This window comes from Nocardia sp. NBC_00511 (genome assembly GCF_045161165.1).
Lineage (GTDB): Bacteria > Actinomycetota > Actinomycetes > Mycobacteriales > Mycobacteriaceae > Nocardia.
On the sequence record NZ_CP107849.1, the window covers coordinates 7,013,481 to 7,035,948 of the forward strand.

Below are 22,468 nucleotides of genomic sequence, written 5' to 3' on the forward strand. Positions count from 1 at the left end.
AACACATGATCGAATCGCTGACACTGCACGACTGGGACCCGGCCGCGGCGCTGCCGTACGCGGCCGGCGGCCTCGACACCCTCTTCGCCGAGCTCCGCGACACCGCTCCCGTGCATCGGCAGCCGGGTACGGCGGGCACGCCGGACATCTGGTTGGTGACCCGTTACGACGACTGCGCGCGGGTGCTCAAGGACGCCGCATCGTTCGGATCCGAACGCGGAAACGGGCTTTCGACGCTGCTGGGCGGCGGCGATCCGGCCGGCGGCATGATGCTGGCGGTGACCGACGGGGAACGGCACTCGGCTTTGCGCAAGCTCATCATGCGAGCCTTCACCCCCAGGTTCATCGACACCATGCGGGAGCGGGTCGCCAGGGATGCCGACGACCGCGTGGCGCGCTATATCGATTCCGGTGCGACGGACTTCGCCCGCGACATCTCCGATCTGGTTCCGGTCACCGTCATCTGCGACATGTTCGAGATTCCGCCGGGAGATCGCGCCGAGCTGCTGGAGCTGACCGGTTCGGCCCTCAGCGCCGATCACGAATCCGACGCCGCCGCCGGAAATTCGGCGAAGGGTGAGCTGCTGTTCTACTTCGCCGATCTGATCGAGTCCCGGCGCGGTCGCGGCGACGACAGTCTGCTGGGCCTGCTGACCAGCGAGACCGTCCAGGGGCGGCCACTGTCCGACGAAGAGATCATGGTGAACTGCTACAGCCTGCTGCTGGCCGGCGACGAGACCTCGCGCCTGGCCATCAGCGGCGCGGTAGCGGCGCTGATCGAACACGAATCACAGTGGGAGGCACTGTGTTCCGGTGCCGTCTCGGTCGATGATGCGGTGGAAGAGGTGCTGCGCTGGACCACCCCCACCGCGCACGCGGCGCGCACCGCCACCGTGCCGGCGGAGCTCGGTGGCCACCGCGTCGAACCCGGTGACATCGTGACGGTCTGGAAGCTGTCCGCCAATCGCGACGAGCGCCAGTTCACCGACCCCTTCACCTTCGATCTGGGCCGCAGCCCCAACCGTCACCTGTCCTTCGCACACGGGCCGCACTACTGCCTGGGTGCGTTCCTGGCCCGCATGGAGATCGCGTCGGTGCTGACGGCGCTGCGGAATCGAGTGCGCGCCATCGAGTTCCGGGATCACCCCGAGCCCTTGTATTCGAACTTCTTCCACGGCTACCGAACCATGCCGGTCGAGCTGATCCCGCGCTAGCGCCCCGCACCTGCCGCCGCCCGCCCATCGTCGAGTCTCCGAGGTTGTTCATGTCCACCGTGCGTATCGAATCCGTATTGCCCTTGGCCCCACTGCAGGAGGGGCTGCTGTTCCACACTCAGTTCGAGGACGAGGGTGCGGATGTCTATGTGGCGCAGTCGATCGTGTCCATCCGCGGTGCGGTCGACGCGGAGCTGGTGCGGACCGGTGTCGAGGCGGTGCTGGATCGGCACCCGAATCTGCGGGTGGTGTTCAAGCGGCGCGCGGCCGGAGACCCGGTGCAGGTGGTGGTGCGTGGCGCCCGGGTGCCGTTCACGTTCCTCGACCTCGCCGGAACCGGCGCGGCGGGCTCCTTCGAAGAATTCCTCGCCGCCGACCGGGCGCTGCGCATCGACGTGGAACGCGGTCCGCTGATCCGATTCGTGCTGGTCCGGCTGAGCGCCGACGATCATCGGCTGGTCACCACCTTCCATCACATCCTGCTCGACGGCTGGTCGATGCCGCTGCTGCTGATGGAGCTGTTCGATCACTACCGGCGTGGTGGATCACCGGCCGCCGCCGTGTCCGCCGACTATCAGCGCTATCTGCAATGGGTTGCCGCACAGGACCGTACGGCTTCGGCGCGGGCGTGGCGCGAGTTGCTGACCGGAGTGACGCCACTGCTGCTCGGCGCCGGAAAGCGTTCGGGCGGTGAGCTTCCCGGTGAGATCGAGCGTCATCTCGATGCCGAGCGCAGCTCCGCGCTGGTTGCCACCGCCCGGGAGACCGGTGTCACGCTGGGTGCCGTGGTGCAGACCGTCTGGGGTCTGCTGCTGGGGCGCGGCCACGGCCGCGACGACGTGGTGGTCGGCGTGACCGTCTCCGGTCGCCCGCCGGAGGTGCGCGGTGTCGAATCGATGGTGGGCCTGTTCATCAATACGGTTCCCGTGCGGGTCCGATGGTCGGCGGCCGATACCTGGTCCGAACTCATCGCCGCGGTGCAGCGCCAGACCACGGCCATGCTGCCGCACCAGTACCTGTCGCTGACCGACATCGCCGCGGCCGCCGGTGCCGGCGAATTGTTCGACACCTCGGTGGTGCTGGAGAACTATCCGGTGGACCTGGCCGCACTGGGCGAGATCCCCGGCACCGGTCTGGCGATCACCGATGTGGAAGGTCGCGACAGCAACCACTTTCCGCTGAGTCTGACCGTCATCCCGGGTGAGCGCATCGGTATCCGGCTCGCCTACCGCAAGTCGCTCTACTCCGCCGCGGCGGCCGCGCGACTGCTGGACCACTGCCTCGATCTGCTGGCCGCCTTCACCGTCGACCCGGCGGGGCGACCCGACGCGGTACCCGGGCTGTCGGAGATCCAGCGGGCGCAGCTCGCGGACCGGGGCCGGGGTGCGCGCGCGCCCGAGCCCGTCGCGAGCCTGCCCGACCTCTTCGCCGAGGTCGTGCGGCGCGCCCCCACCGCCCCGGCCGTCCGCGCGGGGGACGCGGTCCTCAGCTACGCCGAGCTCGACGAGCGCTCGAATCGGCTGGCGCACCGGCTGATCCACCACGGCATCGTGGTCGAGGACCGGGTGGGAATCCTGCTGCGCCGCTCACCGCAGGCGGTGGTCGCGCTGTTGGCGGTGCTGAAGGCGGGTGCGGCCTATGTGCCGGTGAACATCGAGGATCCGGCCGCACGCCGGGAGCGGGTGCTGGGTGATGCCGGGGTCTCGCTGATCATCGCCGATCGAGAATCGCTGCCGGACAACGATATCGAGGCGTTCGGACCCGCAGTGCTGGTGGTCGACGATTTCGCCCCGAATGCCTGGCCGATGACCGCTCCGCAGGTGACCTCGCATCCCGAGCAACTCGCGTACGTGCTCTTCACGTCCGGGTCGACGGGCGTGCCGAAGGGGGTCGCGGTCTCCCATCGCGCGGTCGCGAATCTGGCCCGCCAGCCCTGGTGGGGCGGACCGGCCGGACCGGTCTCCGCGCTGTCGCATTCGACATTGGCTTTCGACGCCGCGACTTTCGAGTTGTGGCTGCCGCTGCTCAGCGGCGGCACGGTGGTGGTCGCGGGGCCGGGACATCTCGATGCCCAGGCCCTGCACGAGCTCACCGCACCCCGGCGCATCGGTACCACCTTCGTCACCGCTGCGATGTTCTCGTCCATGGCCGAGGACCCGACCTGCTTCGCCGGACTCGACGAGGTGCTGGTCGGCGGTGACGCCGTCGCGCCCGCCGACGTCGCGCGAGTGCTGGCGGCGAATCCCGGGCTGCGGCTGCGCAACGGATACGGGCCCACCGAGACCACGACCTTCGCCACCAGTCATCTTTTCCGGCCGGACGAGGTCGCGGCGGGCATCGCACCGATCGGCACGCCGCTGGCGGGCCTGACGGTGTGGGTGCTCGATGCCGGTCTGCGTCCCGTCCCGCCGGGGGCGATCGGTGAACTCTACGTGGCCGGTGCGCAATTGGCCCGCGGCTACCACGGCCGCCCGGCCGCGACGGCCGTGCGCTTCGTGGCCGCTCCCTTCGGTGGCCCGCACGACCGGCTGTACCGCACCGGAGACCTGGTGCGCTGGAACGACTCCGGTGCGGTGGAGTTCGTCGGACGGGTCGACGACCAGGTCAAGATCCGGGGCTATCGGATCGAATTGGGTGAGGTGGAGCGGGCATTGGCGGCCTGTCCCGGCGTCGGGCCGTCCGCCGTCACGGTGCGTGCGGACGTTCCCGGTGACAAGCGACTGGTGGCGTATGTGGTGCCGGCCGGTGATACGCCGCGTACCGGGCCTTCCGAGGAAGAGCTCCGGGCCTTCCTGGCCGGGCGACTACCCGAGTACATGATGCCGTCGGCCTTCGTCACCCTGGCGAAGCTGCCGCTGACCACCAACGGCAAGCTCGACCGCAAAGCCCTTCCCGCGCCGCAGCTTTCGCGCGCCACCGAGTCGCGCCCGCCGCGCACTCCGCGCGAGGAACTGCTCTGCGCGTTGTTCGCCGAGGTGCTCGGGACGGAGCGGGTCGGCATCGACGACTCGTTCTTCGACCTGGGCGGGCAATCGATTCTCGCCACCCGCCTGGCCGGGCGAGTGAAATCCGTACTGGGCAAACGCTTGTCGTTCAAGGTGCTCTTCGACGCCCCGACCGTCCGGCAGCTCGCCGCCGCCATGAGGCGTGCCGGCGTGGACCGCCCCGAACTGGTCGCGGCCGCGCGGCCGGAGGTGATCGCGCTGTCTTCCGGGCAGCGGCGGCTGTGGTTCCTGAATCGGTTCGAAGACGGCGCGGCCTACAACATGCCGGTCGCGTTGCGGCTCACCGGATCCGTCGACACGGCCGCCCTGCGGGCAGCGCTCCTGGATGTGATCGGGCGGCACGAGGTGCTGCGGACGGTGTATCCGGAGGTCGACGGGGATCCGGTGCAGCGGGTGCTCACCCGGGACGAGGCCGCCGAGCTGTTCGACTTCTCCGTACTCGACTCCGGCGAGTCGCGGCGGGCGGCCGCCGATTTCGCGGCCGCCGGGTTCGACATCGCCACGCGACTGCCGCTGCGAGTGCGGTTGCTGCGTGGTCCGGCCGCCGCGGCCACCGATGCCGAGTCGGCCGTACTGGTCGCGGTGCTGCACCACATCGCTTCCGACGGTTGGTCACTCGCGCCCTTCGCACGCGATATCGCGGTCGCCTACGCGGCCCGGGTCTCGGGCGCGCGGCCCGGATGGGAAGCGCTGCCGGTGCAGTACGCGGATTTCGCGCTGTGGCAGCGGGAGGTGCTGGGCACGCCGGAGCAGCCGAGTCCGGAACTCGCACGGCAGCTGACCTTCTGGCAGGACACGCTCGCCGGGCTGCCTCAGGAGATGGTGCTCCCGTTCGACCGCCCGCGACCGCTGCGGCCGTCGTACCTGGGCGGCACGGTGCCGTTCGAGATCCCCGCCGATGTGCACGCACGCCTGCTGGAACTCGCTCGCGGCGCGGGCGTGAGCGTGTTCATGGTGTTGCAGGCGGCGGTGTCGGTGCTGCTGTCGAAGCTGGGCGCGGGCACGGACGTGGTGGTGGGTTCACCGATCGCCGGCCGCACCGACGCGGCGCTCGACGAATTGGTCGGATTCTTCGTGAACATGCTGGTCCTGCGCACCGACCTCACCGGCGACCCGTCGTTCGCCGAGGTGCTGGCGCGCACCCGCGCCGCGGACGTGGCGGCTTTCGATCATCAGGAGGTGCCGTTCGAGGTGCTGGTGGAGCGGCTCAATCCGGTTCGGTCGCGCAGTCGCCACCCGCTGTTCCAGGTGATGGTGGTGCTGCAGAACACCGCGGCGGCCGAGCTGTCGCTGCCCGGGGTCTCGATCGCGGTCGAGCCGGTGCAGATGCCGGTCACCAAGTTCGATCTCACCTTCGAATTCACCGAGCGGCAGCGGGATTCGCGGCCCGACGGCATCGCCGTGACCCTGCAGTACGCGGCCGACCTGTTCGACCGAACCACCGTCGAGGTCGTCGCGGCCCGGCTGTCCGCCGTGCTGGACCGGGTCGGGACCGATCCCCGGTGCCGCCTGGCAGAGCTGTCGGCACTGACCGCTTCCGATCAGACCCGGTTGCGGAGCCTGAGCGCCGCGCCGGTGCCACGGGCGCCGGAAGCGTTGCTGCCGAGCCGATTCGAGCAGCAGGCGGCTCGCACCCCCGAGGCGATCGCGGTCCGGCGCGGCGACCGCACCCTGACCTATCGAGAGCTGGACGAGGCCTCCAACCGACTGGCCAGACTGCTGATCGCGCGCGGAGCGCGGCCGGAGTCGGTTGTCGCGCTGTGTCTTTCGCGCTCGGAGCTGATGCTGGTCGCGCTGCTGGGTGTGCTCAAGTCCGGCGCCGCGTACCTCCCGTTGGATCCGGCTCACCCGCCCGCCCGTGTCGCCCGCATACTCGCGGATGCGGGGACGATGCTGGTGGTCACCGAGTCGTCGGTGGCCGCGGCGGTCGAATCAGCCGGTCCGGCAGACCTGCTCGTGCTCGATGACCCGGAGGTGTGCGCACTCACGGCCGGGACCGCCGCGACGGCGCTCACCGAGCGGGACCGGCCCGCCGACCTGCGCCCCGAGCACCCGGCCTACCTGATTTACACCTCCGGCTCCACCGGCCACCCCAAGGGTGTCGTCATCGAGCACCGGGCCCTGGCCGCCTTCCTCACCGGCATGGACGCCGTGCTCGGCGCGACCCGCCCCGAGACCTGGCTCGCGGTGACCACCACGGCCTTCGACATCGCCGCCCTCGAACTGTTCCGGCCGCTGTCGGCAGGCGGCACCGTGGTGATCGCCGACGCCGCGCAGGCGGCGGACCCGATCAGCGCCGCACAGCTGATCACCACCTCGGGTGCGCGGGTGGTGCAGGCGACACCGGCGCTGTGGGAAACACTGGTCACCGCACCGGAATCGGCGCTGAGCGAGGTGCACGCGCTGGTCGGCGGTGAGGCGCTGCCACAGCAGCTGGCGGATCGGCTGACCGGCCGGGCCGCGCGCGTGTCGAATATGTACGGGCCCACCGAGACCACCATCTGGGCCACCTGGGCGGAGCTGGGCTCGCCGGACGGTCCGGTGTCCATCGGCCGTCCGCTGCCCGGCACGGCGTTGCACGTGCTCGACGATCGGCTGCGGCCGGTCCCACCGGGCGTCGCGGGCGAACTCTATGTGTCCGGCCCGCAGTTGGCGCGCGGCTATCGTGGCCGATCGGACCTGACGGCCGCGCGTTTCGTGGCCTGCCCGTTCGAGTCGGCGGGTGTGCGGATGTATCGCACCGGAGATCTGGTGCGGTGGAACAACTCCGATCGCCTCGAGTTCCTGGGCCGCCGCGACGACCAGGTGAAACTGCGTGGCTTCCGGATCGAACCGGAGGAGATCCGGGCCGCGCTGGCCGATTGCCCCGGAGTCGCGCAGGCCATCGCCGTCGTGCGCGAAGACCTGCCGGGAGATCGGCGATTGATCGGCTACGCGGTGCCGGACCCGAGCGCGCCACAGGTGCTCGATCCCGCGGAACTGCGCTCGGCCCTGTCCGCCCGCCTGCCCGGCTACATGGTGCCCGCCGCCATCCTGATCCTGGACGTGTTGCCGCTGACCCCCAACGGCAAGCTCGATCGCAAAGCGCTACCCGCACCGGACTTCTCGGCGCTGTCGACCGGACGCGAGGCGCGCAATCCGCGCGAGGAGCTGCTGTGCGGGCTCTTCGCCGAGGTGCTTGGGGTGGACTCGGTCGGGATCGATGATTCGTTCTTCGAACTGGGCGGTCATTCGCTGCTGGGCATGCGACTGCTGAGCCGGGTGCGGACCGTGTTCGGAGCGCAGGTGCCGGTGGCGGCCCTGTTCGACGCGCCGACCGTGGCGGGACTGGTGGTGCGGCTCAACAGTTCACCGGCGGCGGCCCGCCCGGCGCTGCGGCCGCAGCCGCGGCCGGACCTGCTGCCGCTGTCGTTCGGCCAGCAGCGTCTGTGGCTGCTCAACCTGCTGGAGGGCGGCCCGGCCTACAACATGCCGATCGCGCTGCGGGTACGCGGCGCGGTGGACCCGGACCTGCTGCGGGCCGCGCTGCTGGACGTAATCGAGCGGCACGAGGTGCTGCGGACGGTCTTCCCGGAGGTGGACGGCACGCCGATACAGCGAGTGCTCACCCGTGACGAGGCCGCCGCGCAGTTCGACTTCTCCGTGATTCCCGCGACCGCGGATCGGATGCGACAGCTCGCGGGGGAGGCCGTCGGTACCGGTTTCGACCTGGCCGCGCGCCCGCCGCTGCGCGCCCGGGTGTACCAGGTGCGTGACGAGAACTCTTCGCTCGAAACAGAATTCGTGGTCGTCGTGGTGCTGCACCACATCGTGGCCGACGGCTGGTCGTACGCCCCGTTCGCCCGGGATGTGATCGCCGCGGTCGAAGCCCGACGAACCGGCGCCGAGCCCAGCCGGCCCGCGCTGCCGGTGCAGTACGCCGATTTCGCGCTGTGGCAGCGCGCCGTCCTCGGTTCGGCCGCCGACAGCGGTGGTGAGCTGAGCCGGCAACTCGGCTATTGGGAAGCGGCGCTGGCGAATTCGCCCGCGGAACTGGAGCTGCCGTTCGACCGTCCCCGACCGGCTCGCTCGACCTATCGGGGAGCGGTGGTTCCGGTCGAGATTCCCGCCGAATCGCATGCCCGGCTGGCGGCCCTGGCGCGCGGCACCGGCGTCAGCGCGTTCATGGTGTTGCACGCCCTGGTGAGCGTTCTGCTCTCGAAACTGGGTGCGGGCGCGGACATCGTGGTGGGCTCCCCGATCGCCGGACGCACCGACGAGGCACTCGACGAATTGGTCGGGTTCTTCGTGAACACCCTGGTGTTGCGCACGGATCTGAGCGGCGACCCGTCCTTCGTCGAGGTCCTCGACCGGGTGCGCGCCGTGGACGTGGCCGCCTTCGACCATCAGGAGGTGCCGTTCGAGGTGCTGGTGGAACGGCTGAATCCGGTACGCGCCTTGAACCGGCATCCGCTGTTCCAGGTGCTGGTGGTGTTGCAGAACACCGCGGCCGCCGAATTGGCCTTGCCGGGTGTGGAATTCGCCGCCGAGCCGGTGGAGCTGCCGGTGACCAAGTTCGATCTGGCCTTCGAATTCGTGGAACGGCACCGCGATTCGCGACCGGACGGCATCACCGCGACGCTGCGTTACGCCGTCGATCTGTTCGACGCGCGCACCGTCGAGGCCATCGGGTCGCGGCTGATCGCCCTGCTCGACCGGCTGACGGCGCAGCCGTCGCGGCCGCTGAGCACCGTATCCGTGCTCACCGCAAAGGAGTACGAGACCGTCCGAGGCTGGTCGGTGAACGCCGAGCCGGTCGCGGCGACGCCGCTGATGCCCGAGGTCTTCGCCGCGCGGGCACAGCGATCGCCGGAGGCGACGGCGCTGGTGGCGGGTGAGCGGACCACGACCTACCTCGAACTCGCCCGGGCGGTCGACCGACTGACCCGAGTGCTGATCCGCCGGGGCATCGGCCCGGAATCCGTTGTCGGCCTGTGCCTGCCACGTACCGAGGACCTGGTGGTCGCCATGCTGGCGGTGCTCGGGGCCGGTGCCGCCTACCTGCCGATCGACCCCGCGCATCCGCGCGACCGCACCGCCTTCATCCTGGACGACGCCGCGGCGGCGTTGGTGCTCACCCACTCCGTGTCGGCCGGTGTGCTCGATTCCCGCACACCCCGGCTGGCACTCGACGATCCCGCGGTGGTCGCCGAGCTGTCCGAGACGTCGGCCGCACCGTTGCGCGACGGCGAACGGCGTGCCGTGCTGCGCCCCGAGCATCCGGCCTACCTGATCTACACCTCCGGCTCCACCGGGCAGCCGAAGGGGGTGATCGTCGAGCATCGCGCGCTGAACAACTATCTCGCCCACTGTGCCTCGGCCTACGACCTGCGGTCCGCCACCCTGTGGCACGCGCCGCTGTCGTTCGACTCCAGCGTCACCACCCTGCACGGCACCCTGGTGGCGGGCGGCACGGTGCGCATCGGGGACCGGTTCGAGCGCGATCTCACCACGGCGACCGGATCCGGCCTCGGTTTCCTCAAACTCACCCCGACCCATCTGGGCATCCTCAACGAGCTGGCCGCTGCGGCCGCCGCGCCCGGCCAGTTGATGCTGGGCGGCGAGGCGTTGCCCGCCCAGACCCTGCGCGACTGGTTCGAGCGCAATCCCGGCTCCCGCGTGGTGCATCACTACGGCCCTACCGAGTTGACCGTCGGCTGCACCGATTTCGTGGTGGAGTCCGCTCCCGAGCCGGGTACGGCGGTGCCGATCGGCCGTCCGTTCCCGGGGGTGAGCGCCTGGGTGCTGAACACCGACCTGAGTCCGGTCGGCCCCGGAATGCTGGGCGAACTGTACGTGTCCGGCGCACAGCTGGCGCGGGGCTATCACGCCCGTGCGGGGCTGACGGCCGCGCGATTCGTGGCGTGTCCGTTCGGCCCGTCCGGTGCGCGCATGTATCGCACCGGAGATCTGGTGCGCTGGAACGAGTCCGGTGCGCTCGAATTCGCCGGCCGCACCGACGATCAGGTGAAGGTGCGCGGCTTCCGCATCGAGCTCGGCGAGGTGGAGGCGGTACTGGCCGGCTGCCCCGGTGTCGGAGCGGCCGTGGCCGTGGTCCGCGAGGATGTGCCCGGCGACCGGCGGCTGATCGGATACGTCGTGCCCGACGGCGGCCCCACACCGCCGACCGTGGAGGCACTGCGCGCCGAAGCCCTTCGGCAGCTACCCGGCTATCAGGTGCCGACCGCCTTCGTGGTGCTGGAAGCGTTGCCGCAGAACGTGAACGGCAAGCTGGACCGCAAGGCACTGCCCGCACCCGTGTTCGCCGCCGCCTCCGGCCGGGGCCCGCGCGACGCCCGCGAGGAACTGCTGTGCGAACTGTTCGGGGAGATGCTCGGGGTGCCGCGGGTCGGCATCGATGACTCGTTCTTCGAACTGGGCGGCAACTCGCTGCTGGCGGTGAAGCTCGCCAACCGGGTGCGCACTCGCCTCGGCGTGGAGCTCGAACTGCTCACCCTGTTCGAGAAACCCACGATCGCACAGCTTTCCGAGGCGCTCGGCGGAGCCCGCACCACCAAGCGCCCGGCACTGCGGCGCATGACGGAGGCCCGCTGATGCGCATCCCGCTGTCCTTCGGACAACGACGACTGTGGTTCCTCAACCGTCTCGACGGTGGTGCGGCCTATCACCAGCCGGTGCTGCTGCGCCTGACCGGTGCGGTCGACCCGGCCGTGCTGCGACAGGCCCTGCTCGATGTGATCGGCCGCCACGAAGTGCTGCGGACAGTGTTCCCGGAGGTGGACGGCGAACCCGTACAGCATCGCCTTTCCCTTCCCGAGGCCACCGAGCTGTTCGAGTTCGACTCGGACACAGCGGATCTCGATGCGGTTCCGGCGCGATCCACCGAGTTCGCGCAACTGCCTTTCGAGCTGTCGCGACAGCTGCCCATCCGGGTGCGGCTGCTGCGGCTGACCGGTCCCGATCTCGCGGCGGAAGGTGTCACCGTGCTGGTCGCGGTGCTGCACCACATCGCCTCCGACGGTTGGTCGCTGGGTCCGTTCGCCCGCGATATCGCGGTGGCGTTCGGTGCCCGGCTCGGTGCGAAAGCGCCCGTCTGGGAACCGCTCCCGGTGCAGTACGCGGACTTCACCCTCTGGCAGCGCGAGGTGCTCGGCACGCCGGAGGACCCGGACAGCGAATGGAACCGGCAACTGGGTTACTGGCGGCGGACCCTCGCCGGACTGCCCGCCGAGTCGACCCTCGCCACGGATCGTCCACGGCCCCAGCGTCTGTCGCACCGGGGTGACACGGTCGCGATGCGGATCTCCCCGGAGCTGTCCCGTCGCGTGGCCGAGACGGGGCAGGCGAGTGGCGCGAGCCTGTTCATGACGCTGCGCGCCGCCGTGCTGGTGTTGCTGTCGAAGCTGGGCTCGGGCACCGATCTCGTGGTGGGTTCCCCTATCGCGGGTCGCACCGACGAAGCCCTCGAGGAGCTGGTCGGGTTCTTCGTCAACACCCTGGTCCTGCGCACCGACCTGACCGGCGACCCCGATTTCGCGACGGTGCTGCACCGGGTGCGCGCCGGAGACCTGGCCGCCTACGACCGCCAGGATATTCCGTTCGAGCTGCTCGTCGAAGACCTCAATCCGGAACGATCGGGCAATCGGCATCCGCTGGTCCAGGTCATGGTGGTGTTGCAGAATCAGGCCGCCGCCGATTTCGCGCTGCCCGGCTTCCGGGTCGAGCTGGAACCGATCACGCTGGGCCTCACCAAGTTCGATCTCACCTTCGCCTTCGCGGAGCGGGCCGGAGCGGGCCTCACCGCCACGATCGAGTACGCCACCGACCTCTACGACCGGCGCACCGTCGAGGCCCTCGCGGACCGCCTGCTCGCCGTGCTCGAGCAGGTCGGCGCCGATCCGGCCGTCCGGCTGAGCCAGGTATCGGTGCTGTCGGAGACCGAGCGAGCACTGCTGACGGCGCGCGGCAGCGCCACGCCCGCCGTGCCCGCCACATTCGGGGAGCTGCTGGCCGAGGCGGTCGCGGCCAACCCGGACGGCGCCGCGGTCCGGTACCGGGACCAGGAGCTCAGCTACCGCGAATTGTATTCGCGGGCAGTGGGAGTGGCGGCGGCGCTGCGTGCCCGCGGGGTGCGTCCCGGTGATCGGCTCGCGGTGGCCGTGCCACGCTCGCTGCACTCGGTGCTGGCGATCTGGGCGGCGGTGCTGTCGGGTGCGGTTTTCGTTCCGGTCGATCCGAGACTGCCGGTGGACCGCAAGCGCTATCTGCTGCGCGACGCCGCTGTGACCGCCGGGCTCACCGATGCGGCGACGGTCGGCGAATTGCCCCGCGACATCGAATGGACGCTGATCGACGAGCTGCCCCGGACAGCTCCGAACAGCCGGTCGGACCGGGTGTTTCCCGCAGTCGACGCGGCCGCCTACATCATCTACACGTCCGGTTCGACCGGCGAGCCGAAGGGCGTGGTCGTCACGCATCGAGGCATCCGCGGACTCTGCGATGAACAGGTGCGCCGCTACGCGCTCGATCGCCGCTCGCGGGTATTGCACGCCGCGTCACCGAGTTTCGACGCCTCGATATTGGAACTGCTGATGGCGGTGGGTGCGGCGGCGACCATGGTGATCGCACCCGCCGACGTGTTCGGCGGCGACGAACTCGCGGTGCTGCTCGACGACGAGCGGATCACCCACGCCTTCCTGTCCGTGCGCGTACTGGCCACCCTGGACCCGGCGCACCGCACGGCCCTGCGCGTCGTCGTGACCGGCGGTGAGGAACTGCCGGCCGAGATCGCGACCGTCTGGGCGGCGGATCGGCTGCTGTTCAACGCCTACGGCCCCACCGAGGCCACCGTGGTCGCCACCCTCGGTCCGCCGGTGACCGCCGCGGACCCGATCAGCATCGGCGCTCCCATCCCCGGCACCGGCGCGTGGGTGCTCGACGAGCGGTTGCGGCCGGTGCCACCCGGCGTGATCGGCGAACTGTATGTGACGGGTGCGCATCTGGCCCGCGGCTACGGTGGCCGCCCCGGACTCACCGCCGCACGATTCGTCGCCTGCCCGCTCGGTCCGTCCGGTGCGCGCATGTACCGCACCGGAGACCTGGTGCGCTGGAACGCTTCCGGCATGCTGGCCTTCGCGGGCCGCGCGGACGACCAGGTGAAGATCCGCGGCTTCCGCATCGAACCGGGTGAGGTGCGAACCGCCCTCGTGTCCTGCGCCGGGGTGGCGGCGGCCGTGGTGCTGGTGCACACGGACGACTCCGGTGAGCAGCGGCTGGTCGGGTACGTGGTCGGGGAGGCGGGAACCGTGCCGGACCCGGCGGCGCTGCGCAGGGCACTGACTGCCCGGCTGCCCGGGTATCTGGTGCCCGCGGCCCTGGTGCCGGTGGCGGCACTGCCGCTCACCGCGAGCGGCAAGCTCGACTCCAAAGCCCTTCCCGCCCCCGACTTCTCGGCCCTGTCGCGCGGTCGCGGGCCGCGTGACAGCCGGGAGGAACGACTGTGCGGCCTGTTCGCCGAGGTGTTGGGTGTGCCCGGCGCGGGGATCGACGATTCCTTCTTCGAGCTGGGCGGGCATTCGCTGCTGGCGATGCGCCTGCTGAGCCGGGTGCGCGCGGAGTTCGGAATCCAACTGCCGGTGACCACCCTGTTCGATGCGCCGACCGTAGCCGGACTTGCTGCGGCACTGGAGATTTCGGGCACCGCGGCACGGCCCCCGCTGACCGCGATGGCGCGTCCCGAGCACGTGCCGCTGTCGTTCGGGCAGCGCCGGCTGTGGTTCCTGAACCGCCTCGAGGGCGGCGCGTCCTACAACATGCCGATCGTGCTGCGGATCTCCGGGACCGCGGATGCCGCGCGACTGCGCACGGCCCTGCTCGATGTCATCGAACGGCACGAGGTGCTGCGCACGGTGTTTCCCGAAGTGGACGGCGAACCGGTGCAGCGGGTGCTGCCCATGACGGCGGCCCGCGAGCTGCTCGAGTTCACCAGCGTCCCGGTGGACGGCGAGCAGGTGACGGCCGCGGTCCTGGACTTCGTGGCCGTCGGCTTCGAGCTGTCCGAACGACTCCCCATTCGGGTCCGGGTCTTCGAACCGGCCGCCGCGACACCGGACGGGGACCTGGTGCTGGCCGTGGTGCTGCACCACATCGCCGCCGACGGCTGGTCCTACGCGCCGTTCGCCCGGGACATGGTGGCGGCCTGGACCGCTCGGCTCACCGGTGCGTCGCCGGGCTGGCGGCCGCTGCCGGTGCAGTACGCGGACTTCGCGCTGTGGCAGCGCGACACCCTCGGGTCACCCGGCGAGATCGACAGTGAGGCGCACCGGCAACTGGCGTACTGGCGTACGACACTGGCCGAACTGCCCGCCGAAACCGGCCTGCCCTGCGACCGCCCGCGTCCCGCGCGCTCGACGTATCGGGGTGCGTCGGCGGCATTCGAGATCCCCGCCCCGGAGCACGCCCGGATCATCGAGCTGGCCCGAGCCGCGGGTGCCAGCGTCTTCATGGTGCTGCGGGCCGCGGTGGCGGTGCTGCTGACGAAACTGGGCGCCGGCACCGATGTGGTGGTGGGCTCGCCGATCGCGGGACGCACCGACGCAGCGCTCGACGAATCGGTCGGGTTCTTCGTCAATACCCTGGTGCTGCGCACCGATCTCGGCGGCAACCCGACGTTCGCGCAGGTGCTGGCCCGGGTGCGCGCGACCGACCTGGCGGCTTTCGACCACCAGGACCTGCCGTTCGAGATGCTGGTGGAGCATCTGAACCCGGCACGCGCGCTGAACCGGCATCCGCTGTTCCAGGTGCTGGTGGTGCTCCAGAACACCGCGACGGCAGCGGTGTCGCTACCCGGCATCCAGGTTGTCGCCGAATCGGCGGAATTGCCGGTGACGAAGTTCGACCTGGCCTTCGAATTCACCGAGCGGCAGCATGATTCGGCTCCCGCGGGAATCCGTGGGGTCCTGCGCTACGCGACGGACCTGTTCGACCCCGGCACCGCCGCCACCATCACGACCCGCCTACTGTCCATCGTGGAGCAGGCGCTCGGTGATCCCCACCGCCGGCTGTCGGCGCTGTCCGCCGTGACCGCGGCGGAGACGGCGCTGCTGCGCCGCCGGGCCGCACTGGTGGAACCCGAGCGCCGAACCGCCACCCTCCCGGTGCTTTTCGCCAGACAGGCCACCCGGGTCCCGGACGCGACCGCCGTGGTCGGCGCTGGCCGGACCCTGACCTACCGCGAGCTCGACGAGCAATCCAACCGGCTGGCGCGCCGGCTCATCCGGCAGGGAATCGGCCCGGAATCCCGTGTCGGCCTGCGGCTTTCGCGCACCGAGCGAATGGTCGTCGCCATCCTCGCGGTACTCAAGGCCGGAGCCGCCTACGTCCCGATCGATCCCGCCCATCCGGCGGAGCGCACCGAGTTCGTGCTCGCCGATGCCGCCGTGGCTCTGGTTCTGACCGACTCGGACTGCGTGCCCGGCGAGGAATCGGCGACGGCGATCACCGATGACGATCGCCGGACCGCGCTGCGTCCGGACCACCCCGCCTACCTGATCTACACCTCCGGTTCCACCGGGACGCCCAAGGGCGTGGTGATTCCGCATTCGAACGTGGTGTCCATGCTGGCCGGTGCGGGCGCGGCGATCGACGTACGCGATGACGACTGCTGGGCCGTCGCGCATTCGTTCGCCTTCGACTTCTCGGTCTGGGAGATGTGGGGTGCGCTCGCGCGCGGCAATCGCCTGGTGGTGATCGACACCGCCACCGTCCGCACCCCCGACGCCCTGGTCGGCCTGTTGCGGGAGACCGGCGTGAGCATCCTGTCGCAGACGCCCTCCGCCTTCTATCAGCTGGCCTCGTACCTCGCCGAGGAACGGGTCGCGGACCTGCCGCGGTTGCGCGCCGTGGTCTTCGGCGGTGAAGCCCTGGACTTCGCGCAGCTCACCCAGTGGCGGACCTGGGCGGGCGACGCGGACACCGCGCTGATCAACATGTACGGCATCACCGAGACCACGGTGCACGCCAGCCGGATTCGACTGGATGCCGAGCTGATCGATCACTCCGCGAGCGTCGTCGGCCCGCCGCTCCCGACCGTATCGGCGTGGGTCCTCGACGCCGGCCTGGCACCCGTGCCACCCGGTGTCGTCGGCGAATTGTATTTGGCTGGAACGCAATTGGCGCGCGGATACCACGCCCGTCCCGGCTTGACCTCGGCCCGCTTCGTGGCGAACCCGTTCGCCGCGGTCGGCGCCCGCATGTACCGGACCGGAGACCTGGTGCGCTGGAACGACTCCGGCGCACTGGAATTCGCCGGACGCAGCGACGACCAGGTGAAGATCCGCGGGTTCCGCATCGAACTCGGTGAGGTCCGTGCCGCCGTCGCGGCCTGCCCCGGCGTCGCCGGATCCGCCGTGCTGGTGCGATCGGATGGTCCCGCGGGCAAGCGCCTGGTCGCCTATGTGGTGCCGGCCGCCGGCGCCGCGCCGAGTCCCGGGGAGCTGCGCGCCGCGATCGGCGCCCGGCTGCCCGAGTACATGGTGCCCGCGGTGTTCGTCACGCTGGACGCACTGCCCCTGACCGCGAACGGCAAGCTGGACACCGGATCCCTGCCCGCCCCGGACTTCTCGGCAGTCACCTCCGGCCGGATCCCGCGCACCCCACGCGAGGAGCTGATGTGCGAGCTGTTCGCGGAGGTCCTCGGCGTGCCCGCGGTCGGCATCGACGATTCGTTCTTCGACCTCGGCGGCCATTCACTGCTGGCCATGCGCCTACTCGGCCGCATCCGAGGTGTCTTCGGACTGAGCCTGCCGGTCTCCGCGCTGTTCGACGCGCCGACCGTGGCCGGACTGCTCGCCGCGCACCCGGCGGACACCGTCGATCGGTCTCCGCTCACGCCGCAGGCCCGGCCCGAACTGCTGCCGCTGTCCTTCGGACAGCGCCGCCTGTGGTTCCTCGACCGATTCGAGGGCGGAGCCGCCTACCACATCCCGATGATGTTGCGGCTGACCGGCGATATCGACGCCGACGCGCTGCGCACGGCCTTCCTGGACGTCGTGGCCCGGCACGAGGTGCTGCGCACCGTCTATCCGGACGTGGCCGGGGTTCCGGTGCAGCGGGTGCTGTCGGTGCACGACGCCGCCGGCCGGTTCGAATTCTCCGCCGGAACCGTCAGCGCGAACACCGTGACCGCCGAGATATCGCGTTTCGCCACCACGACATTCGAGCTGTCCGAACAACTGCCGATCCGGGTGTGCCTGCTGCGCACGGCCGGGCCCGGCGATCGGCTGCTCGTCGTCGTGCTCCACCACATAGCGGCCGACGGATTCTCGCTCACGCCGCTGGCCCGAGATATCTCGGTCGCCCTGCGGGCCCGGCAGGACGGCATCCCGCCCGCCTGGGCGCCCCTGCCCGTGCAGTATCCGGATTTCGCACTCTGGCAACAGCGGGTACTGGGTGCGGCCGACGACCCGCGCAGCGAACTGCATCGCCAATTGTCCTACTGGCAAACGGCACTGGCGAACGCGCCCATCGAAATGACGCTGCCGTTCGACCGCCCCCGGCCCGCGCGGCCCACCCACGGCGGTGCCACCACCCGGTTCGAGATCCCGGCTCGAACGCACACCCGGATCATCGAGGTGGCGCAGGCCGGTGGCGCCAGCGTGTTCATGGTGTTGCAGGCCGCTGTTTCGGTGCTGCTGTCGAAACTGGGCGCGGGAACCGATGTGGTGGTCGGTTCGCCCATCGCGGGACGCGTCGACGCGGCACTCGACGGTCTGATCGGGTTCTTCGTGAACATGCTGGTCCTGCGCACGGACCTCCGGGCCGATCCCTCGTTCGCGGACGTGGTGGCCCGGACCCGGGCCACGGACCTGGCGGCCTTCGACCACCAGGAGGTGCCGTTCGAGGTGCTGGTGGAGCGTCTGAATCCGGCGCGGTCGCCGAGCCGCCATCCGCTGTTCCAGGTCATGGTGATGCTGGCGAACTCCGCTGCGGCAGCGCCTGTTCCACCGGAGACCGGGATAACCGCGGAGCCGGTGGAGCTGCCGACGACGAAGTTCGACCTCGACTTCGAATTCGCCGAACACCGCGATGATTCCGGACCGGCCGGACTGAGCTGTTCGCTGCGCTACGCCACCGACCTGTTCGACCCGGACACGGCGGCGGCCGTCGCCGAGCGCCTGATCACGGTCCTCGACCGTGTCACCGCCGACCCGGCACTGCCGATCGGCCGGATCGAGACGCTCACCGGCGCGGAACGAGACCTGTTGCGCGACTGGAACACCACCGGCCGTCCGATGACCGACCAGCCGCTGCTCACCGGCCGGACGAGCGACGGCGACCCCGGCGACATCGCGGTCGTGGCGGACGAGGCAGCGCTGACCTACGCGGAATTCGACAGTCGCACACACCGATTGGCACGCTGGTTGATCGAGCGCGGCGTCGGTCCCGACACCGTGGTGGGCGTGCGCGCCCCGCGCGGCGCGGCACAGCTGGTCGCCATCCACGCCATCGTCGCGGCGGGTGGCGCCTACCTGCCGCTCGACCCCGGCGCTCCCGCGCAACGCACCGCGGCCATGCTCGCGATCGCCGGACCGCGGTGCGTGCTCACCTGCGGGGAGACCGGCGCGGACGACGACGCGATCGCGATCGACCGGCTCGACCTGGCCGCCTACTCCGATCGGCCGATCACCGATCGGGACCGGCTCGCCCCGCTGCGACCCGAGCACACCGCCTACCTGCTGTTCACCTCCGGATCCACCGGAGCGCCGAAGGGCGTCTGCGTCTCGCATCGAGCGATCGCGAATCGACTGGCCTGGATGCAGGGGCGCTATCCGCTCACCACCGCCGACGTCGTGCTCTACAAGACTCCCGAAACCTTCGACGTCTCGGTGTGGGAACTGTTCTGGGCGTTGCGCGTCGGCGCCCGGCTGACCGTGCTCGCGCCCGGCGCGCACCGCGACACCCGTGCGGTCGCCCGCGCGATCATCGACAACGGTGTCACCACGGCGCATTTCGTGCCCTCCATGCTGGCCCTGTTCGCCGCGGAACCGGAGGCGGCCGGGTGCGCGACCCTGCGCCGGATCTTCGCCTCGGGCGAAGTGCTGCCCGCCACCGTCGCTCAGCACGCGCGCCGGGTCACCGGGGCGAGCCTGTACAACCTGTACGGACCCACCGAGGCGGCGGTCGACGTCACCGCTCACCAGGTCACCTCGGCCGACACGCTGGATGTGCCGATCGGTGCGCCCGTGGACAATACGCGCGCCCACGTCCTCGACGATCGGCTGCGGCCGGTGCCGCCCGGCGTGCCCGGCGAGCTGTATCTCGCGGGCGTCCAACTCGCCCGGGGTTATCGCGCGCGCCCGGATCTGACCGCCGAGCGATTCGTCGCCGACCCGGCCGGGCCGCCGGGAACCCGCATGTACCGCACCGGGGACCTGGTGCGCTGGACCCGCCACGGCGAGCTGGAATATCTGGGCCGCAACGACTTCCAGGTGAAACTGCACGGCGTCCGCATCGAAGTCGGCGAGATCGAGCAGGCACTGGCCGAGATCCCCGGCATCGCGCGGGCCGTGGTCACCCGGTACACCGATCCCCGTACCGGCGACCGCCTGGCGGCCTACCTGGTCGCCGCCGCCCCGATCGAGATCGACACGGTGCGAAGGCAACTCGCGTCCAGGCTGCCCACCCACATGGTGCCGACGGCCTGGACCGTCCTCGACGAGCTGCCACTGCTGGCCAACGGCAAACTCGACCGCCGGGCGCTGCCCGCCCCCATCGACGCCGGGCCCGGTCACCACCGCGAACCCCGTGACGAACGCGAGCGCGCCCTGTGCCGGCTCATCGCCGAGCTACTCGGTCGAGACCGGGTCGGCATCGACGACGCCTTCTTCGAGCTCGGCGGAAACTCGCTGCTGGCAGTCGAACTGGCGGCCGCCATCCGCGCGGAGTTCGCCTGCGACCTCGAGGTGCAGGCGATATTCGAATCCGCGTCCGTGGCGGATCTCGCGGAACGGATCGCCGAGCCGAACGCCGAAGCCGATCCCGGCACCGCGGCCCTCAAGGACCCGTACGGCCTGCTCTACCAGCTCACCTCCGGGCCCGCCCGCGGCGAGCGGATCTTCTGTTTCCACCCGCTCGGCGGCACCGCCTGGCCGTACTTCACCCTCGCCGGCCTGCTCGACGAATTCACCCTCATCGGCGTGCAATCCCGGCGGCTGGGCAGTGCGGAACCCGGTCCGCGCGACATCGCCGGCATGGCCGCCGCCTACTGCGACGCCATGCTGGAGCTGCAAACTTCGGGCCCCTATCTGCTGGTGGGCTGGTCCTACGGCGGACTGATCGCGCAGGCGGTGGCCGTCGAACTGCGGCAGCGCGGGCGCGACGTCGGCCTGCTCGCCCTGCTCGACACCTTTCCGCCCGAGACGGAACGGGAATTCATCGCAGTGCCGGACACCACGGCGCGATACAACGCGGGCTTTCTCGAGATCCTCGGCGTGCGGGTGTGGGACGGGCGCGAAACCATCGCGGACTGGGATGAGACGCAGCGTCTGATCCGATCCTCGGACTCGCTCTACGCCGGAGTCGACCCCGGCCTGCTGCACACCATGCGGCAGCTCTACGAGCTGAACATCGACAGCTACGCCAGGCATCGGCCGCGTCCGGTGGATGCCGGGATGGTCCTGTTCAGTGCCACCCGGAAGCCCGAATGGGCACGGCGGCACCATGATCCGCGTGCCTGGGCGGCGCATGTGCGAGGCCCGATAGACGTGCACGAGATCGACTGCGCGCACTACGCGATGACCGATCGGCCACATATCGACCACATCGCCGAAGTGCTGAGAACTCTTGTGAACAAGCCGGCGGCGGAGCCGGTGACCGATGCGTGCGATAGGGGAGTACGACGATGACGGTCGAATACGGTTCACCCGCTGCGGAGTCGGGTGGGCGGGTGGACTTCATGACGCGGCACACCCTCGAATGCCGATGTTGCGGGCGGGAATACGCCGAGGACGGCTACCGGCTGGAGTGCGACGACTGCGGCGTGAACGCACTGCTGCGCACTCGATACCCCGGCACCGGGCTGCCGGTGGACACCGCGACCACCGGACCCTTCCGCTACCGCGGCTGGCTGCCGGTGCGACGCAGCCGTCCATCGGAGAACCTCACCAGTGTCTTCGCCGCCCCCGAACTGGGCGCCCGGCTCGGCCTGCGGGATCTGTGGGTCGCCTTCACCGGATACTGGCCCGAACGCGACTGTCACGCAGAATGTTTCAGCTTCAAGGAGCTCGAGGCGATCGCGGTACTGGGCCGCCGCCCCGAATCCGCGCCGCTGGTGATCCCGTCCGCGGGCAACACCGCCTCCGCGTTCGGGCTGCTGTGCACCCGCTTCGAACTGCCGTGCCTGCTGGTGGTCCCGGCCCGCCAGCTCGGAAACCTCAGCCTGGCCGTACCTTTCGGCCCCACCGTGCAGGTGGTGGCGCTCGCCGATGCCAGCTATCCGCAGACCCTCGACTACGCGCGCAGCCTGTGCGATCGCCTCGGCGTCGAAGTGGAGGGCGGGGTCCGCAATGTCGCACGCCGCGACGGGATGGCGACCGTCCTCTACACCGCCTACGAGGCGATGGGGCGACTGCCCGATCACTACGTCCAGGCCGTCGGCAGCGCGTCGGGCGCACTCGCCGCCTACGAGGCATCGCTGCGCCTGACCGACGGCCGCCTGCCCCGGCTGCTGCTCGGCCAGAACGCGGAATTCGCCCCCGTGCACGAACTCTGGCGTGACGGCGTCACCGGGGGCCGGAGCTGTCCGGGCGAGATCTGGACACCTGAACTCACCAATGTCACACCGCCGTATCACCTGCCCGGCGGTATCGCCGAGGCGTTGCGGGCCACCGACGGCCGGGTCACGGTCGCCACCACCGAACAGGCGCGGGCCGCGGCCGGGCTCTTCGAGGCGACCTACGGCATCGACATCGAGCCACCGGCCGCCATCGCACTGGCCTGCCTGCGACAGGCCGCCGCGTCCGGTGAACTGCCGCCGTCGGATTCGGTACTGCTCAACATCACCGGCGGCGGCCGCCGCCGACGGCTGCGGGAGACCGGCGCGGGCCGGCGCCCGGTCGCGGCGACCGTGCTGCCGCACGACGGGGCGGGCTGGAGCGTGGACCTCGCCCTCCGCGGCCCGGCCTCGCGAATCCCGGTCTAGCACACCGCCCGCAGCACCTTTCAGACAACAACGACGATCGAAATTCGGGG

Annotated in this window: 4 protein-coding genes; all 4 read left to right on the plus strand. The window is 70.6% G+C overall.

The annotated features are described in order from the left end of the window. Positions 1-5 precede the first annotated feature (5 nt). Genes OG300_RS32685 through OG300_RS32700 form a run of 4 tightly spaced genes read left to right on the plus strand, consistent with a single transcriptional unit; the run spans position 6 to position 22,418 of the window. Entirely contained in the window at positions 6-1,214 is a 1,209-nt protein-coding gene (locus tag OG300_RS32685; protein ID WP_405487678.1) for a cytochrome P450, read from the plus strand. 50 nt (positions 1,215-1,264) lie between these two features. Then, positions 1,265-10,813 (plus strand): amino acid adenylation domain-containing protein, encoded by a 9,549-nt coding sequence (locus OG300_RS32690; RefSeq protein ID WP_405487680.1) that lies wholly within the window; start codon positions 1,265-1,267, stop codon positions 10,811-10,813. Continuing rightward, complete coding sequence (locus tag OG300_RS32695; protein ID WP_405487682.1) at positions 10,813-21,123, plus strand: amino acid adenylation domain-containing protein; 10,311 nt, start codon at positions 10,813-10,815, stop codon at positions 21,121-21,123. Before OG300_RS32690 ends, OG300_RS32695 begins: the two co-directional genes overlap by 1 nt. Continuing rightward, positions 21,120-22,418 carry a cysteate synthase gene (locus OG300_RS32700; protein ID WP_405487684.1) on the plus strand — a complete coding sequence of 433 codons (1,299 nt, stop codon included), beginning with the start codon at positions 21,120-21,122 and terminating at the stop codon, positions 22,416-22,418. Before OG300_RS32695 ends, OG300_RS32700 begins: the two co-directional genes overlap by 4 nt. Positions 22,419-22,468: the final 50 nt, after the last annotated feature.